General features: G+C 67.7%; 18 protein-coding genes and 1 tRNA gene. 8 read left to right on the top strand and 11 right to left on the bottom strand.

Annotated elements, in window-relative coordinates; translation table 11 throughout:
- Positions 1–34: 34 nt before the first annotated feature.
- The 3 genes from BHD05_RS05660 to BHD05_RS05650 all read right to left on the bottom strand — a co-directional run bounded on the left by BHD05_RS05660 (position 35) and on the right by BHD05_RS05650 (position 3422).
- Positions 35–1147: a Brp/Blh family beta-carotene 15,15'-dioxygenase gene (locus BHD05_RS05660; protein ID WP_161885572.1), complete on the bottom strand. Its 1113-nt coding sequence runs from the start codon at positions 1145–1147 to the stop codon at positions 35–37.
- Positions 1128–2489, bottom strand: a complete 1362-nt coding sequence (locus BHD05_RS05655; RefSeq protein WP_161885571.1) for a lycopene cyclase family protein — start codon at positions 2487–2489, stop codon at positions 1128–1130. The genes BHD05_RS05660 and BHD05_RS05655 overlap by 20 nt, the downstream gene beginning before the upstream one ends.
- 108 nt (positions 2490–2597) lie before the next feature.
- Positions 2598–3422 carry a bacteriorhodopsin gene (locus BHD05_RS05650; RefSeq protein ID WP_202614299.1) on the bottom strand — a complete coding sequence of 275 codons (825 nt, stop codon included), beginning with the start codon at positions 3420–3422 and terminating at the stop codon, positions 2598–2600.
- Positions 3423–3603: 181 nt separating this feature from the next.
- Between BHD05_RS05650 and BHD05_RS05645 the strand changes: the two genes are divergently transcribed.
- Positions 3604–4068 (top strand): MarR family winged helix-turn-helix transcriptional regulator, encoded by a 465-nt coding sequence (locus BHD05_RS05645; RefSeq protein WP_161885569.1) that lies wholly within the window; start codon positions 3604–3606, stop codon positions 4066–4068.
- Positions 4069–4109: 41 nt separating this feature from the next.
- Here BHD05_RS05645 and BHD05_RS15890 read toward each other — a convergent pair whose 3' ends face one another.
- Positions 4110–4265, bottom strand: coding sequence for a hypothetical protein (locus BHD05_RS15890; RefSeq protein ID WP_236966663.1), 156 nt, complete (start codon positions 4263–4265; stop codon positions 4110–4112).
- Positions 4266–4348: 83 nt separating this feature from the next.
- On the opposite strand from BHD05_RS15890, the gene BHD05_RS05640 reads away from it, so the two are divergent.
- Positions 4349–4843 carry a hypothetical protein gene (locus BHD05_RS05640; RefSeq protein WP_236966662.1) on the top strand — a complete coding sequence of 165 codons (495 nt, stop codon included), beginning with the start codon at positions 4349–4351 and terminating at the stop codon, positions 4841–4843.
- A 488-nt stretch (positions 4844–5331) separates the two neighbouring features.
- Here the strand turns inward: BHD05_RS05640 and BHD05_RS05635 are convergent.
- From BHD05_RS05635 to BHD05_RS05625, 3 genes are all read right to left on the bottom strand, one after another.
- Positions 5332–5403 (bottom strand) — tRNA-Arg (locus BHD05_RS05635).
- 73 nt (positions 5404–5476) lie between these two features.
- The gene (locus BHD05_RS05630) at positions 5477–5974 is read right to left on the bottom strand and encodes an HNH endonuclease (protein WP_161885568.1); all 498 of its coding nucleotides are present in this window, start codon (positions 5972–5974) and stop codon (positions 5477–5479) included.
- Positions 5975–6323: 349 nt separating this feature from the next.
- Positions 6324–7016, bottom strand: a complete 693-nt coding sequence (locus tag BHD05_RS05625; RefSeq protein ID WP_161885567.1) for a metal-dependent transcriptional regulator — start codon at positions 7014–7016, stop codon at positions 6324–6326.
- Positions 7017–7115: 99 nt separating this feature from the next.
- Here BHD05_RS05625 and serC point away from each other — a divergent pair, with 99 nt between their 5' ends.
- On the top strand, positions 7116–8228 hold the full coding sequence (serC, locus tag BHD05_RS05620) for a phosphoserine transaminase (RefSeq protein ID WP_161885566.1): 1113 nt from the start codon (positions 7116–7118) through the stop codon (positions 8226–8228).
- A gap of 2 nt (positions 8229–8230) precedes the next feature.
- Positions 8231–8455 carry a DUF2530 domain-containing protein gene (locus BHD05_RS05615; protein WP_161885565.1) on the top strand — a complete coding sequence of 75 codons (225 nt, stop codon included), beginning with the start codon at positions 8231–8233 and terminating at the stop codon, positions 8453–8455.
- 3 nt (positions 8456–8458) lie between these two features.
- On the opposite strand, the gene BHD05_RS05610 is transcribed toward BHD05_RS05615, so the two are convergent.
- The gene (locus BHD05_RS05610; protein ID WP_236966661.1) at positions 8459–9073 is read right to left on the bottom strand and encodes a DUF3027 domain-containing protein; all 615 of its coding nucleotides are present in this window, start codon (positions 9071–9073) and stop codon (positions 8459–8461) included.
- The gene (locus BHD05_RS05605) at positions 9066–9446 is read right to left on the bottom strand and encodes a cold-shock protein (protein WP_161885563.1); all 381 of its coding nucleotides are present in this window, start codon (positions 9444–9446) and stop codon (positions 9066–9068) included. Before BHD05_RS05605 ends, BHD05_RS05610 begins: the two co-directional genes overlap by 8 nt.
- 70 nt (positions 9447–9516) lie before the next feature.
- Here BHD05_RS05605 and BHD05_RS05600 point away from each other — a divergent pair, with 70 nt between their 5' ends.
- Genes BHD05_RS05600 through BHD05_RS05590 form a run of 3 tightly spaced genes read left to right on the top strand, consistent with a single transcriptional unit; the run spans position 9517 to position 13516 of the window.
- Entirely contained in the window at positions 9517–9828 is a 312-nt protein-coding gene (locus tag BHD05_RS05600) for a hypothetical protein (RefSeq protein WP_161885562.1), read from the top strand.
- 46 nt (positions 9829–9874) lie between these two features.
- Positions 9875–11779: a helicase-associated domain-containing protein gene (locus BHD05_RS05595; protein WP_161885561.1), complete on the top strand. Its 1905-nt coding sequence runs from the start codon at positions 9875–9877 to the stop codon at positions 11777–11779.
- A gap of 51 nt (positions 11780–11830) precedes the next feature.
- On the top strand, positions 11831–13516 hold the full coding sequence (locus BHD05_RS05590; protein WP_236966660.1) for a DNA repair helicase XPB: 1686 nt from the start codon (positions 11831–11833) through the stop codon (positions 13514–13516).
- 3 nt (positions 13517–13519) lie between these two features.
- Here the strand turns inward: BHD05_RS05590 and BHD05_RS05585 are convergent, their stop codons facing one another.
- Positions 13520–14224: a pyrimidine reductase family protein gene (locus BHD05_RS05585; RefSeq protein WP_161885560.1), complete on the bottom strand. Its 705-nt coding sequence runs from the start codon at positions 14222–14224 to the stop codon at positions 13520–13522.
- A complete protein-coding gene (gene folP, locus BHD05_RS05580) occupies positions 14224–15129 on the bottom strand; it encodes a dihydropteroate synthase (RefSeq protein WP_161885559.1) in 906 nt (301 codons plus the stop codon). The genes BHD05_RS05585 and folP overlap by 1 nt, the downstream gene beginning before the upstream one ends.
- 99 nt (positions 15130–15228) lie before the next feature.
- Between folP and BHD05_RS05575 the strand changes: the two genes are divergently transcribed.
- Positions 15229–15921 carry a response regulator transcription factor gene (locus BHD05_RS05575; protein WP_161885558.1) on the top strand — a complete coding sequence of 231 codons (693 nt, stop codon included), beginning with the start codon at positions 15229–15231 and terminating at the stop codon, positions 15919–15921.
- Positions 15922–15964: the final 43 nt, after the last annotated feature.

Below are 15964 nucleotides of genomic sequence, written 5' to 3'. Positions count from 1 at the left end.
ATCTCCTCGTCCCGCGCGACGACGCGACTTCCGGCTACTTGGGGGCCAACTTTAGGGCAGCCCCGCCGCGCCTCCCAGATTGTAACTTTTTCGTTACATCGCCCTCCGACGCCCAGACCGCCTGCCTGCGGTCCATGATCGACACGACGACCACGTGCGGCAGGGTCAGCGCCGAGATGAGCACGAGGTAGAGGCCCAGCAGCGCCCCACCGCTCAGCCCGGAACGCGGCACCACGAGGAACAGTGCGAGCAGCAGCCCGAGGGCCACGATGGTGATCGGGGCGGACTGCACCGCGAACCGGCGCGCCACGAGCGCGAACCGGCCAGCCGATAGGCACTCACGCGATCCCGGATCGAGCAGCGACAGGCGCACGATGTGTCGCAGCGAGTGCCAGAGGCAGAAGTAGAGGCCGATCGCGAGGATCGGCGGAACGATGGCGAAGTAGACCGCAAGGAGGGCGACCTCTCCCAGGTCACCCCACCATGCGCGCCGGCCCTCGGGGGTCCCCCAGCGGGCGCGGGCGGTTGCGGTGAAGGTGATCGCCCCGAGCACCACGAGGCCGGAGATGATGAGAGCGCGCAGCAGCTCGCTTTCGAAGAACGGCGTCAGGTCGAGCGTTGGCGCGGCGATGACGCCGGTCGTGTCGCGGAAGACCCCGAGGTACACCGCGGGTGCCGCCACGAGGGGCACCACCATCGGCAGTGCCCCGCGCACAGTGAGCATTCCGGCCCTCGTCAGCCGGGACGGAAGACCCGCCCCCGACCTCGTCCCCTCGACGAACAGGTCGCCCTGCCCCCAGTGGAACCAGGTCGTGAGAATGAACGCGACGAACGCGAGCACGGGGTTCAGGAACCACAGAAGCACGACCGCGCCGCCCACGAGAAGGTAGAGGAGCACGACGAAGGCCATTCCCCTCGGTTCGGGTGCGCGCCGCGCAAGTCGCGAGGGCACGAGGTGGTCGAGCGCGCCATGCGGCAGCCCGAGCAGCACGAGGCTGATCACGAACGGCACGTACTGAACAGCCTCCGGGATGCGCACGCCCGCGGCGACGACGACGATGAGCGCCGCGAACAGCGCGTCGACGGGCCGGAACAGCCGCTGGCGTGCCGTGTGCCAGAGCGTGCGGTCAGCGTCGATGAGCCGCACCCCACGTGCCGAGGGCGCGGAGCCCCCGCCTCCCCATGACCGTCGCCGCCGAGCGCAGGAAGGGCAGCTTCGGCAGGGCGATAATCAGCCGAGCGTGATCGAGGGCACCGCTCCGCTCGGTGAGGAACCGCACCAGGCTCGCGGTGTCGACACGCCCGAACATCAGGGCGAACACGTGCGGTGCGCGCTCCGGGTGGTCGGCGAGGAAGCGCAGGAAGACCGCGTCGAGCAGGGAGCAGGTGGGGTCGGCGTGGGCGCGTGTCCGGCGCGCGTGCGGGGCAGCATCCGGGCGACGCCAGACATCAGCGCGACCTCCGGTGTCCGGGCGGGCGGCGGGCTGTCCCACGGCGACCCGACACTCACGGATCAGTCGATCCGCGAGCTCTCGGCTGGAGCGCTGGATTCCAAGGAAGGTGTAGCCGGTGCTGGGCCGGGTGGCGCCGCCACGCATGCCCGCCGCCGTGACGCGCGCGGACATCCGGCGCGCGAACCGGTGGTCGGTCATCGGGATGTAGCCCCGCTCGGCGCCGGCGACGACGAACTCGTTCGGCTCCAGCCCGAACTCGGCGAGGAGATACTCCTCGATTTCCCGCTGGTAGCCCTCCGCACCGAGGCGCGGCTCGGACATGTAGACGTTTTCGACGAGCGCTTCGAACGGTGATGACGGCAGCACGTACATGAAACGGAGTCCGCGGGACTGGTCCACGGCGAAGTCCATCAGACGGCACTCGCCGGGGTCGAACACTGGCCTGGTGGCCACGATGTGGAGCCCGACGAATTGCTGCGGTACCCAAGTCGAGGTCTCCTTCACGGCCGCAACCGTGGTGCCCGAGAGCGCGAGCCCCCGGCTGTCGATGAGCTCGCGAGCCCAGACGGTCCCCCCGTCAGTCGAGACCTCAACGAGATCGCCGGTAGCTCCGTTCGCGGGGCCGCCGACTTCGACGTCTCCGGCCTCCCGGTACTCCCCCGCGCGTTCGTCGAGTCGTAGCTCGACGTTGCCGAACTTCGCGATCGAGGCGAGCGCGAAGGTATAGAAGTCGTTCGCGGCGAGGCACAGGTATGGCGTTGCCGGTGCTGCGGCAGTCACCGTTCCGGCCACAGTCCGCACCTGCCATTCGTCCCAGCTCGAGCGCGCGAGGTGCGTGAACGGGGTGGCTTCGACGTCCCAGAAGCACCAGGTGCGGTCATCCGCGTAATGCGTGCGGGAGTCGATCAGCAGGATCGGGCCGACCGCTCCGGCCTCAAGCAGGGCGAGGCACGAGGTGAGACCCGCGCACCCCGCCCCGAGAATGACGACGTCGTAGATGGTGGACGTGCGCCGTCGGGCCAGCGACTCTGGCACAACGGCAGGCGTACCCCGGGGGGCGGTGTCGGATGTTGTGAGATCGCTTCGAGCGGATCCCTCGACCCCGACATCGCCACCCCGTTGCACGTCAGTTACTCGTTGCGACTAGCGCTCGCGCGAGGCCGCGGCGAACTCGTCATGCGACGACTCGTGCCGCGCGAACTCGGCGTCGTCCGCGAACGACTTGATCCTCGCCACCTTGAAGATGATGAGCGCGTAGACGGCCTTGGCCAGGATGTCTGCGACCGAGTAGCCGATCTGCAAGCCGACCCACGCGTTTGCTCCTTCGATGTTGAGCATCGGCAGCAGGTACGCGATCGGGTAAACACCCCAGCTGAGCAGCAGCAGCCACCGCAGGTTGCTGAGCGTCTGGCGAACGCCGGCCGGCTGCAGGTCGAGCGACTTGGTCAGCTGCACGAACAGCACGTAGAGGATGTAGAGGAACGGCAGGGTCGACAGCAGGCCGAAGAGACCACGCGTGCCGGTGTCGCCGCTGATCTCGCCCGGGTAGCCGAGGATGATCATGAGGGCGGCGGCCGGAACGAGCTTGAACAGCAGCTGCGCCTGTACCTTGCGCGCGAGAGCGAGCACGGCGACGAGTTCGACGAGCAGGAGCGGCACGGTGAGCAACCAGTCAACGTAGCGGTAGCCCTCGTTGAAGGACGCGCCCGCAGCCTGGGTGTACGTGCCAGCGCCACCGAGGGCGTCGGTCACGAATGCTTCCTTGAACGAGTCGAAGATGCGGAAGTAGTGGTATGCCGCGATCCCACAGACGATGATCGCGACGGTGATCGCGTTTCGATAGCGGGGCAGGATGCGCGGGAGCGAAATGAGCAGGAACAGTGCTGTGAATAGCTGCGACGCGATCACGAGCGATAGGAAGTTGTAAACGATATCGAATTGGCCCTGCGACAAAGCGTCGGGAATCACGTGGTCCTCCATCGGACGATCGAGCTTCCAGCGGGATGCGTGGACACGGACTCGACCTAGTTCCCTTACATACTAAATGATTTAGATACTCAGGCAACTATCTGTTTCGCTCTCGAACTATCGGGATAAAATCGTGATCTCACAAAGTGGGACCGGTCTCAGATCGCCCCCGGAACGGATCATGACCGAGGAACGCATGCGCAGGCACACCCTCACCGGCTTCCCTGACGCTGCCATCCACCTGGTGCTGGCCTTCGAGGACGACCGCCAGCAGATCGCGTCCGATCACGGCATCTCGGCTATTGAGCTCAAGTGCCTGTTCCGCATCGCTGCTGCCGGCAGCCTGACCCCCAAGCAACTGGCCGAGAAGCTCTCCGTGACCAACGGAGCGATCACGGGCATCTCGACCCGGCTTGTCACGGCCGGGTTGCTGCACCGGGTGGCTCACCCGAACGATCGCCGAAGTGTCTACCTCGAGCTCACTGAAGCCGGCCACCTCGCCATGGCGGAGATCCACGCCGACTTCAACGAGATGGTGAGCGACGCCACGGCCGGCATCACGGTCGATGAGCTCGAAGTGACCGTGGAGACGCTTCGCCGCGTCACGACTGCGCTCAGGGCGCGCCTGCGACGCGACCTGGACTAAGAGCCGCGCGGGTCGGCGCTCGCGGGCACACGACGGCACCGCTAGCGTGTGGGGATGCCCCCGTCCGCAGCATCCGCCGCGCCGCTCGACCTTCCGCTGCTCGGCCGCGGCACGATCGTCACCGGCGTCTCCCGGCGGCGCGGGATCGGATTCGCGGTCGCCGTGCGGCTTGCCGAGCTCGGCGCGAATGTCTTCATCCACCACTACTCGCCGAACGACGCCGAGCAGCCGTGGGGCGCCGACGACCTCGACGAGGTGCGGACCGGCATCCACTCCGCGCTTGTCGATGGGGCCCGGTTCGGCGATCTCGGTGCCGACATGGCACCCGCTTGCTCCCGCCCGGGTCGTGGATGCCGCCGTCGCAGCCACCGGACCCGTCCGCATCCTGGTCAGCAACCACGCCAAGAGTGGCGGCGACGGCTCGCTCCTCGATATGACCCCCGACAGTCTCGACATCCACTGGCAGGTCAACACGAGGTCGACGCTCCTGCTCACCCGGCACTTCGCCGAGCAGTTCTCCGGGGCGGCCGCGGGAGAGCGTACGACCGCGCCCGGCGTGCGCCCCGCTTCGCTGCGCCCGCTCGACGAGTTCGCGACCGGACGGGTGATCTGGATGATCTCCGGCCAACACGACGGCCCCATGCCCAAGCGACCCGGCACGACTGATCTCCTGGCTCGTCACCGACGAGGCGCGCTGGATCGTCGGCCAGGTGCTGACGACGGACGGCGGGTTTCGGTTGTAGGTAAGGCAGCCCGCCGCCGTGCGGGAATCTGACCCGAGGACGCACTGACTCGCTGCGGGCTCACCTCGATTAGTCACGCAGCGGACGACTGGCGACGAAGAAGGGAACAAGTCCATAAAGTCCGGCAAAGATCGTGGCGGCACACCCCGCGACCGCGCCACACCAGAACAGAGGAACCCGCCGGCTCCGAGCGTCGTTGGGGCCTTCCGGCACGAGACTGAGAGCGCCAATTCCGACGCCAAGCAGAACAGCAACGAGTCCCACGAACATCAGCCACGTCGGCACGGTGGGAGCAAGCCCTACGTCGTTCCGAAGAACAATGCCGGACGGAAGCTCATCGCGCCAGCTCAGCATCGTCACGACAACGATGACGAGAGAGCCACACCGATCCGGCGGCAATCGCATCCCGGGCCCGCACCAACCGTCTTTGCGTAGCCATCGCCTCAGGCTATCAACGTGTGGGCCTCTCACCGGCATGACTGCCGCGCACAGATTCAGCAGCTGCCCACCGAAAAAACGGTGCCCCTGGAGGGACTCGAACCCCCAACCTAATCCTTAGGACGGACTTGCTCTTCCATTGAGCTACAGAGGCCAGCGAGACGAGTTTAGCCGTTCACGGATGCCCGTCATTCACACGACGGCGGCGACCGAGGCGCGCTCAGGCGCTATGCCGCCGGCGCCAGGTACTCTTCCCACTGCGGCAGCGCCCGCTCGACCCCGCGCACCAGCCAGGGGGTGCCGCGCGGGGGGCGGGGGTGCACCCGCAATGTCCAGCCCATCTCCGACGGGGTGCGGTCGCTCTTGGCGTTGTTGCATTTGAGGCAGCAGGCCACGAGGTTCTCCCACGAGTCCGCTCCCCCGCGCGACCGCGGGAGCACGTGGTCGATCGTCGTCGCCGACGACGCGCAGTAGGCGCAGCGCTGGCCGTCGCGCCGCAGTACGCCGCGGCGACTGACCGGCACCCGACGGTTCGACGGGATGCGCACGTAGCGCCTGAGCAGAATCACCGACGGCCGATCCCATGACTCGGTCAGCCCGAACACCGGATGCTCGGCATCCGCGGCGATGATCGTCGCTTTGCCGTTCATGACGAGCACGAGGGCTCGCTTGAAGGAGACGACGGCGAGGGGCTCGAACCCCGCGTTGAGGACCAGTGTGCGCATTCTCATCCAATCGACAAGTCCCCGCGCGGCTTGCGGGGATTCGAAGGTCGAGGGGTACCGCCGGTCAGGAGCGTGCAGGCAACAAAAAAGGCACCGTCGAGTAGACGGTGCCTAGGTGGTTGCGCGCAGTTGGACACTGCGCTGGCTGCTGTGCCGTATGAAGTGCAGGGCGCGAACATCCACGGTTTGGATGCTGCGACTGCGTGACATTCGGCTCTCCGAAGAACTGGTGGAACTCCAAGGATTTCAGAATAACCCAGAAATCCGCCCCCGGTTCCCGCGGGCGCGCCGGTTCACCGGCCGTTCACCGCGGAGGCGCCCCACAGGGCGACGCGCCGGGGAGAACTGTCTAGATGCCGACGTAGACGTGAATGGCGACCTCGTTGGGCAGCTCGAGGCCATCGCCGAACCCGTCGACCTCGACAAGCACGTACGACCCGGCAGCCGAGAACTTCGCCTGTGCCCCCGGCAGGACGCCAGCGGTGCGCAGCTGCGAGAGCAGCTCGCTCTCGTATTGGACCGGTTCGCCAAGCCGACGGATCGTGCCCGTGACCGGTCCGACGGCACCGTGGACGAGGTTCACAATGTTCACGACCCCGTCGTAGAACTTGCCGACGGCGGGCTCCCCCAGCTCGTCCAGGCCGGGAATCGGATTCCCATACGGGGAATGCGTCGGGTGGTCGAGCATCTCGATGATGCGTCGCTCGACCGATTCGCTCATCACGTGCTCCCAGCGACAGGCCTCATCGTGAACCAGCGCCCAGTCCAGGCCGATGATGTCGGCGAGGAGGCGCTCGGCGAGGCGATGCTTGCGCATGACGTGCACGGCCCGCGACCGACCCTCGATAGTCAGCTCGAGGTGGCGATCGCCCTCGACGACGACGAGTCCGTCTCGCTCCATCCGTCCGACGGTCTGAGACACGGTCGGACCGGAGTGCCCAAGCCGCTCGCTGATCCGGGCGCGCAACGGCACGATTTTCTCTTCCTCGAGCTCGAAGATGGTGCGCAGGTACATCTCGGTGGTGTCAATGAGATCTGTCATCGAGCCCTCTCCATCGCCGAATGCACACAGGTAAGCCTAACCTGACGGCCGCCGTTCCCTGTTCGAGGGCTACCGCGCGCGGCTCGATAGAATCGGCGCATGTCCCAGATCACCATTCCCACCGACCTCATGCCCGCCGATGGACGATTCGGATGCGGCCCCTCGAAGGTCAGGGCCGAGCAGCTCGCCTACCTCACGGGCGCGGGCGCCGGGATCCTCGGCACCTCGCATCGGCAGGCACCGGTAAAGAACCTCGTCGGGCGAGTTCAGGACGGGCTCACCGCGCTCTTCCGCCTGCCCGACGGTTACGAGGTCGTGCTGGGCAACGGCGGATCTACCGCGTTCTGGGATGCGGCGGCGTTCGGGCTGATCGAGAAGCGCAGCCAGAACCTCACCTTCGGCGAGTTCGGGTCGAAGTTCGCCGCTGCTGCGGCCGCCCCGTTCCTCGAGGCCCCACACGTCATCGATGCCGTTGCCGGATCGCTCAGCACGGTCGATGCGCAGCCGGGAATCGACGTGTACGCGTGGCCGCACAACGAGACCTCCACCGGCGTCATGGCCCCGGTCGAGCGGGTGCACGGCGACCCGGGAGCCCTCACTGTGGTCGATGCGACGAGCGCAGCGGGCGGCATCGACTTCGACGCGGCCCAAACCGATGTCTACTACTTCGCACCGCAGAAGAATTTTGCGTCCGACGGCGGACTGTGGCTTGCGCTGTTCTCCCCCGCCGCGCTCGAGCGGGTTGCGACGGTCGCCGCGAGCGGCCGCTACATTCCCGAGTTCCTGAGCCTCAAGAACGCGGTCGACAACTCGCGCCTCAAGCAGACCCTCAACACGCCCGCGCTCTCGACCCTGCTGCTGCTCGAGAACCAGATCGAGTGGATCAACGGCAACGGCGGACTCGCCTGGGCGAACGCCCGCACGACCGAGTCATCGTCGGCGCTCTATGACTGGGCGGCGAGCGTCGACTACGCGACACCATTCGTTGCGGACCCCGACCACCGCTCGCAGGTCGTCGTCACGATCGACTTCGATGAGCGCATCGACGCGGCGGCCATCGCCAAGGTGTTGCGCGCGAACGGCATCGTCGACACGGAGCCCTACCGCAAGCTCGGCCGCAACCAGTTGCGAGTCGCTACGTTTGTTGCAATCGAGCCGGATGATGTGCGCCAGCTCATCCGTGCGATCGAGTTCGTGGTGGGTAGCCTGTAAGCATGCGAATCTGGCTCAAGGATGCCGATCGGCGGCCCGACCCTGCGCCGGTGACGACCGACGACCGCAAGGCCGTGCTCGTCGGGACTGGGGCCTGGGTCGTCGCGCTCGTCCTCCTCGCCGTCATGCCGGAGGAGGGCGGCAACAGCTGGTGGCTGCTGGCCTGCGCGATCGGCGTCGGACTGGGGCTTCTCGGGCTGATCTACACCCACTACCGCCAGCGCTGAGGGCTACCCGCGGCCGACCTCGTCGTCGTCCATGACGTGATCGTCGAGGTCGCCGACGATCGAGTCGTCGTCCGAATCGTCTTCATCCTCGTCTTCATCCTCGCCATCCACGTCGATATCGTCGATGTCGACCCCATCGAGGTCGCCGGCATGTAGCACCGATCCGCGGGAGACCGCTCCTTGCTCGTCGCCGTCGGACTCGTCATCGTCCGACTCCTCATCGTCCGATTCATCATCGTCAGACTCCTCATCGTCAGACTCGTCGTCGTCAGACTCGTCGTCGTCGTCGGAATCGTCGGATGCCGTGGCGTCCTGCGACGCCCGATACTCGGCCAGCCTGTCAACCCACGGCACCCAGTCGGGCGCGAGAATCGCGTTATCACCGGGCATGAGCTCGACCTCGAGCACCGTCGGGTCGGCACCGTCGACGTGGGCGATGCTGGCGGTCCAGCGCCAGCCGGGGTAGCCAACCATTTCCGACTCGAAGAACACCGAGATTGCGCCGTCGCCCTCGTCGACGAAGCCCGCCGTGGCCCCGATGGTGTCGGCCGGTGTGATCTCGAGGAGAGCCTCACGGGCCAGGTCGAAGTCGGCCTGGGTCGCCTCGCGCTCAGGCATCGAGCTCATCGGCTACCCGGCGCAACATTGCCGCGATCTTGTGGCTGTGACTGGAGTCGGGGTAGCGGCCCCGCTTGAGGTTCGAGCCGATGCCGTCGAGGAGCTTGACGAGATCCTCGACGATGACCGCCATGTCGTCGGCGGGCTTGCGGCTCAGCTTCGCCAAGCTCGGTGGAGCCTCGAGCACGCGCACCGACAGCGCCTGGGCACCGCGCTTTCCGTCGGCGATGCCGAATTCGAGTTTGGTACCGGCCTTGACCGTCGCACCAGCGGGCAGCGCGGAAGCGTGCAGGAAGACCTCCTGGCCTTCATCCGACGTGATGAAGCCGAAGCCCTTTTCGTCGTCATAAAACTTGACCTTGCCGGTAGGCATGGCTGCACCTCTTTCTTGTGGCTGGAACCTCTAAGCCTACGGGCACTGGCGTACCTCTATTCTTGTGCTTGTGGCAAAACAAATTCCGGTCCCCATTCATCGCGCAGAGCGAGTCCTCGCGTACATGATGGTGGCGGTGATCGTGATCTCGATCGCCTCGTTCCTCGCGATCATCATCGGAACCGCCACGGGCATGGGCGGGGCGGATTTCGCCACCGGGCTCTGGCCCGCAGTCTTCGTTGCGCCGTTCTTCGGGCTGCCGTTTGCGATCGTTCTTCTGGTCACCCTCGTGATCGTGAGCGCGAAGCGCCGGTCACGCGAGGCCGCCGAGGCACAGGCGCGATCGCCCCAGAAACGCCAGCGCCCATCGCAGGGCAGGTAGGCGTGATCGATCCGACGATGGTGACGGATCGCCGCGGGCCTCGCCCGTGAGCGACACATTCTCACTCGCGACTCGGCTGCGGGCGATGGACAACGCGCGGCTTGCTGCCGCCGTCCGGGCGCGGGAGATCCGCGTGAGCGGCATCAAGGACTTCTTCGACCTCGCCGAGGCGCTGCTCGACCGGGCATCCGTGCAGCAGCAGTTGAGTCACCTCGACCGCGGCACCTTGGCGACGATCGCGGCCATAGCCGAGCTCGGGTCGCGTGCCGGCGGCTCGACGGCCGCGGACGTCGCTGCGCTGCTCGACAGCTACGCCGAGGCGCCGCCCGAGTCCGACATCGAACTGCGCGCGTCGACGGCGGTCTCGCTGCTGCTCGCCGACAGAGAGACGGATGCCGCGGGGATCGAACGGTTCACCGCCTACGACAGCGTCGCCGAGCAGGTGCGCTCGTGGCCGGCCTTCGGGCTGCCCGGCCTTTCCGAGCTCGCCGCCGGCCTGCCGCTCGCGGCGCTCGAGCCCGCCGCGGAGACCGAGTTGCGCTTCATCGACCGCGTCGCCTCCGAGCGTGCGTTCGCCGCGACCACCGGGATCACCGAGCTCCTCGTCGAGCTAGAACGCGAGCCGGCGCGCGAGCTGGCCAAGGGCGGCATCGCCCTGCCCGACACCAAGCGGCTCGCGAACGCGATGGCCGTCGACCTCGCGGGCGTTGCGCGGCTGCTCGCGGTCGCGGGTGCCTCAGGGCTCGTCGCGCGCGAGGCCGGCTCCTGGCTCATCACCGACGCGGGCAGCGCGTGGCTGATGGAATCCTCCGGCGCACGGTGGCGCATGCTCGCCGCCGGCTGGTTCGAACGCCTCCCGACCGACATCCGCCGGCTCCTCGGCGAGCGCAGCCACTCGCTCTGGGGCGCCGGCCTCCGCCGATTCGTCGACTGGCTCTACCCTGCGGGCGGGGACTGGATGGATGAGCGGATCGCCGCGTACACCGGAGCCGCCGAACTTCTCGGCATCACCGCCAACCACGCCGCGAGCAGCCCGGGCCTCGCCCTGTTCACCTCCGGGCTGGACGCCGCGGAGACCGCTATGGCGCCGCTACTGCCGCGCGAGGTCGAACAGGTCTACCTGCAGCACGACCTCTCGATCGTCGCCCCCGGCCCGCTCACCCCGCAGGTCGACGGGCGCCTGCGCTCCCTCGCGGATGCCGAGAGCCGGTCGCTCGCGTCGAGTTATCGCGTCTCGGCCTCGAGCATGAACCGAGCGATGGCAGCGGGCGAGTCGGCCGCGAGCGTGCGCGAGTTCCTCGCCGAAATCTCACTCACCGGCATCCCACAGCCGCTCGACTACCTCATCACCGAAGCATCCAGCCGGTACGGACTGCTGCGGGCCGGCGCGCTGACCGAGCGCAACAGCAGGGACGCTCTCGAGGCGAAGAGCTACGTGCGCAGCGACGACGCGCAGCTGCTCGACACCGTTCTTGTCGACCAGAACCTCTCGGTGCTCGGCTTCACTCGGGTCGATCCCGACCGGCTGGTCAGCCGCTTCCCGCTCGAAACGGTGTTCTGGAACCTCAGCGATGCCCGCTACCCGGTTGCGGCCGAGGGCGCAGACGCCGAAATCGTCGCCCTCCGCCGCCGGCGCCACGCTCGATCGGCCGGCGCCGTCGGGCCCGACCCGATCGAGGACCTGATCGAGCGGCTGCGACTCGGCGGCGACAGCGAACCGGAGGAGGCGGCGGATGCGTGGCTCGCCCGGCAGCTCGACAGCGCGATCCGACTCAAGGCCGCACTCACGGTGAGCGTGACAATGCCCAACGGAACAGTCGTCGACTACCAGCTCGAACCGACGAGCATCGCCGGCGGCAGGCTCCGGGCGCGCGACCGGCGGTCGGCGATCGAGCGCACTCTGCCCCTGTCGAGCATCGCGAGGGTATCCCCCGCTGCCGACGTTCCCTGACAATCCCGAGAACACGGCATTCGCCACACAGCGCGCGGTTAGACTTCCGGGGTGAATTCAGCAGCCGAGCCCGCGACCGCGCCACAGCTGCCCGGGCCCCTCATCGTTCAAAGCGACCGCACCGTGCTACTCGGGGTGGCGCACCCGCAGGCGGACGACGCCCGCCACGATCTCGCGGTGTTCGCTGAGCTCGAGCGGGCCCCGGAGCACATTCACACCTACCGCATCACACGGCTCGGCCTGTGGAACGCGCGCGCGGCCGGTCACGAGGCCGCCGACATGCTCGCCACCCTCGAGCGCTACTCGAAGTTTCCGATCCCCCAGGCCGTGTCGATCGATATCGCCGAGACGGTCGCCCGCTACGGCAGGCTCGTGATCGAGCGGGATGCCGACGGCGTGCTCACCCTCACCGGCACCGATCGCGCTGTGCTCGCCGAGATCGCGCGCGGCAAGAAGGTCGCGAACCTTCTGCTCGAGCGGCGCGGCGACAATAGCTTCGTCATGCAGCCGTGGGCGCGCGGCGAGCTCAAACAGGAGCTCCTCAAGCTCGGCTGGCCAGCGGAGGACCTCGCCGGCTACACGCCGGGCACCCCGCACGAGATCGAGCTCGACCACTCGGGCGGCTTCGACCTGCGGGAGTACCAGAACGAGGCCGTCGACAGCTTCTTCAAGCACGGCTCGGGCGTGGTGGTGCTTCCCTGCGGCGCGGGGAAGACCCTCGTCGGCGCCGGCGCGATGGCGATCTCGAAGACCACCACCCTCATCCTCGTCACCAACATCGTTTCGGCCCGCCAGTGGCGCTCGGAGCTCTTGCGCCGCACCACCCTCACCGACGACGAAATCGGCGAGTACTCCGGCCAGTCCAAGGATGTGAAACCGGTGACGATCGCGACCTACCAGATCCTCACCGCACGCCGGAAGGGCGAGTATGCGCACCTGCAGCTGCTCGACGCGCTCGACTGGGGCCTCGTGATCTACGACGAGGTGCACCTACTGCCCGCGCCGGTGTTCAAACTCACCGCCGACCTGCAGGCACGGCGCCGACTGGGCCTCACGGCGACTCTCGTGCGCGAGGACGGGCGAGAGGGCGACGTGTTCAGCCTCATCGGCCCGAAGCGGTTCGACGCGCCCTGGAAGGAGATCGAGTCCCAGGGTTTCATCTCCCCGGCATCCTGCTACGAGGTTCGCATCGACCTGCCCCAGCAGGAGCGACTCGAGTATGCGGCGGCGGCGGACGACGCGCGCTACCGTCTCGCGGCCACGGCGCCGGCGAAGATCGACGTGGTTCAGCAGCTCGTCGAGCGGCATACCGGCGAGCGGATCCTCGTGATCGGGCAGTACCTCGACCAGATCCAGGAGCTCGCCGAGGTGCTGGATGCGCCGCAGCTCACGGGCGCGACCCCCGTCGACGAGCGGGAACGGCTCTATCAGGAGTTCCGTGAGGGCATCACGAAGATCCTCGTCGTCTCAAAGGTCGCGAACTTCTCAGTCGACCTGCCCGAGGCGACCGTCGCAATCCAGGTGTCCGGTTCGTTCGGGTCCCGGCAGGAGGAGGCCCAGCGTCTCGGCCGACTGCTCCGCCCGAAGGAGAGCGGCCTCCCGGCCAACTTCTACACGCTCGTCGCGCGCGACACGGTCGACCAGGACTTCGCCCAGAACCGGCAGCGCTTCCTCGCGGAGCAGGGCTACAGCTACACGATCCTCGACGCGCACGCACTCGACAAGGCTGCTGCCTAACCGTCAGCGGCGCTCGTATCGCAGGAAGAGCATGTCCCCCGCCGTGAGCGAGTGCAGGAGCGCCATTCCGCGTGCCGTCGCTGCCGCGCCGTGCGCGATGCGGCCCGCGGATCCGCCCTCGAGCACCGGGCTCATCGTCAGGCAGATCTCGTCGACCAGGTCGGCCTCGATGAGCGCGCCGAACAGCTGCGGCCCGCCCTCGCAGAGCATCTGGGGCAGGCCCCGCGCGGTGAGCTCCGCGACCAGACGGTCCGGTTCCACTCGCTCCTCGCCGCAGACGACGACGTCGGCGACGTCGGCGAGCGCGACTCTCGCCGCTGCCGGAGACGCCGCCGAGGTGATGACGATCGGCCGCACGACGGCATCCGCGAAGAACGGATGCGACGGCGCGAAGTCGAGCCGTGACGTCACGAGCGCGACCGGAGGCTGGGCCGCAAGCCCGTGCTCGACCCGCCAACGGGCATCCTCGTCGCGCACCCGCACCCCGCCGTAGCCCTCCGCCCGCACCGTTCCGGCACCGACGACGATGACGTCGCACAGCATCCGCAGGGTGTCGAAGACCAGCTTGTCGTCGGCGTTATTGAGGCCGCCGCTGACCTCGTCGCGTGTCGCGGCGCCGTCGAGGCTCTGGATGAAGTTCACCCGCAGCCGCGGCCTGTCGCGGTCGGTGACGAGGTAGCGCTCGATGAGCTCGTGCCGGTCGAGCATCAGGCGATGTTGTGGCGCACGTACGCCGGCTCGCGGAATCCGAGGATCCCCTCGGTCATTCGCACGGCGTCCACTGCGGCGCGCACGTTGTGCATGCGCACGATCCGGGCGCCCTGCAGGATGCACGCGACGGCGGCCGCGATCGACCCCTCGACGCGCGCGCCGCGGTCCCGGCCGATGGTCTCCCCGACGAAGTCCTTGTTCGACACCGCCACGAGGGTCGGCAGACCGAGCGCCGTGATCTCGCCCAGTCGACGGGTGATCTCGAGCGAATGCCGGGTGTTCTTGTTGAGGTCGTGGCCTGGGTCAACAACGATTCGCTCCGGCGGCACCCCGAGCCCGGTGGCGAGCGCAACCCGCTCTTGCAGGAACGCAAGGACCTCCGCGACGACGTCCCCGTACTGCGGCGCGGGGTAGGCGGTGCGCGGCGCCGCGAGGCTGTGCGTGATGACGAGCGTCGCATCACTGTCGGCGACCACCTCGGCCATGCGCGGGTCACTCACGCCGGTGGTGTCGTTGATGACGTGCGCCCCGGCGCGGATGCCGGCGAGGGCGACCTCCGGCTGGAAGGTGTCGACTGAGATCACCACCCCCGTGCCGCGCAGCGCCTCGACGACGGGGACGATCCGGTCGATCTCCGCCACGATGGGCACGGCGGGGCCAGGAGCGAACTTGGCGCCGCCGATGTCGACCCAGTCGGCGCCCTCGGCGATGGCGGCGAGGGAGGCTGCGACGGCGGCGTCGAGCACGAATGTCGCGCCCCGGTCGTAGAACGAGTCCGGGGTGCGGTTGATCACGGCCATGACAGCCACCTCACGGGAGAAGTCGAAGGCGCGGCCCCCGATGGCGCGCAGCGGCTGACTGATCTCCGGGAGCGTGATTCCGCGAGCTGGCGAGAAGTACATGGGGCCATGCTCCCACCTCTCGGCCTGCCGAGAGGTCGTCGAACAGCGCACACCGTGCGCTCACAGAAAGATCCCAGCTAACGCGCAGATACTACTTACATGAGCGATGGCCCCAGAATCCTGATCGTCGATGACGAACCCAACATCCGTGACCTCCTGACCACCAGCCTCCGCTTCGCCGGCTTCGCTGTGCGTGCGGTCGGCAATGGCGCCCAGGCGATCTCGGCGGTGCTCGAGGAGGAACCCGACCTCATAATCCTCGACGTGATGCTGCCCGACATGAACGGCTTCGGCGTGACCAAGCGCCTCCGTTCCTCCGGCTACACCTCGCCGATTCTGTTCCTCACCGCGAAGGACGACACGGAAGACAAGATCACCGGCCTCACGGTCGGCGGCGACGACTACGTGACCAAGCCGTTCAGCCTCGACGAGATCGTCGCTCGCATCAAGGCGATCCTCCGCCGCACGATGGCGGACGAGGAGGATGCCGTGATCCGCGCCGGTGAGCTGACGATGGACCAGGACACCCACGAGGTGTCGATCGGTGCCGAGCAGATCGAGCTCAGCCCCACCGAGTTCAAGCTGCTCCGCTACCTCATGCTCAACCCGAACCGCGTGCTATCGAAGGCGCAGATCCTCGACCACGTCTGGGAGTACGACTTCAACGGCGACGCGGGAATCGTCGAGAGTTACATCTCCTACCTGCGCCGCAAGCTCGACCAGTTCTCGGCCGAGCCGGTCATCCAGACCAAGCGGGGCTTCGGCTACATGCTCAAGGCGGCCAAGGTCTGACCTGCAGAGGCTGACCCCCAGTTTCGTGGCCTAGCCTGACGTT

The sequence above is a fragment of the Marisediminicola antarctica genome (assembly GCF_009930795.1).
Lineage (GTDB): Bacteria > Actinomycetota > Actinomycetes > Actinomycetales > Microbacteriaceae > Marisediminicola > Marisediminicola antarctica.
This window is presented reverse-complemented; position numbering and strand designations above follow the sequence as displayed.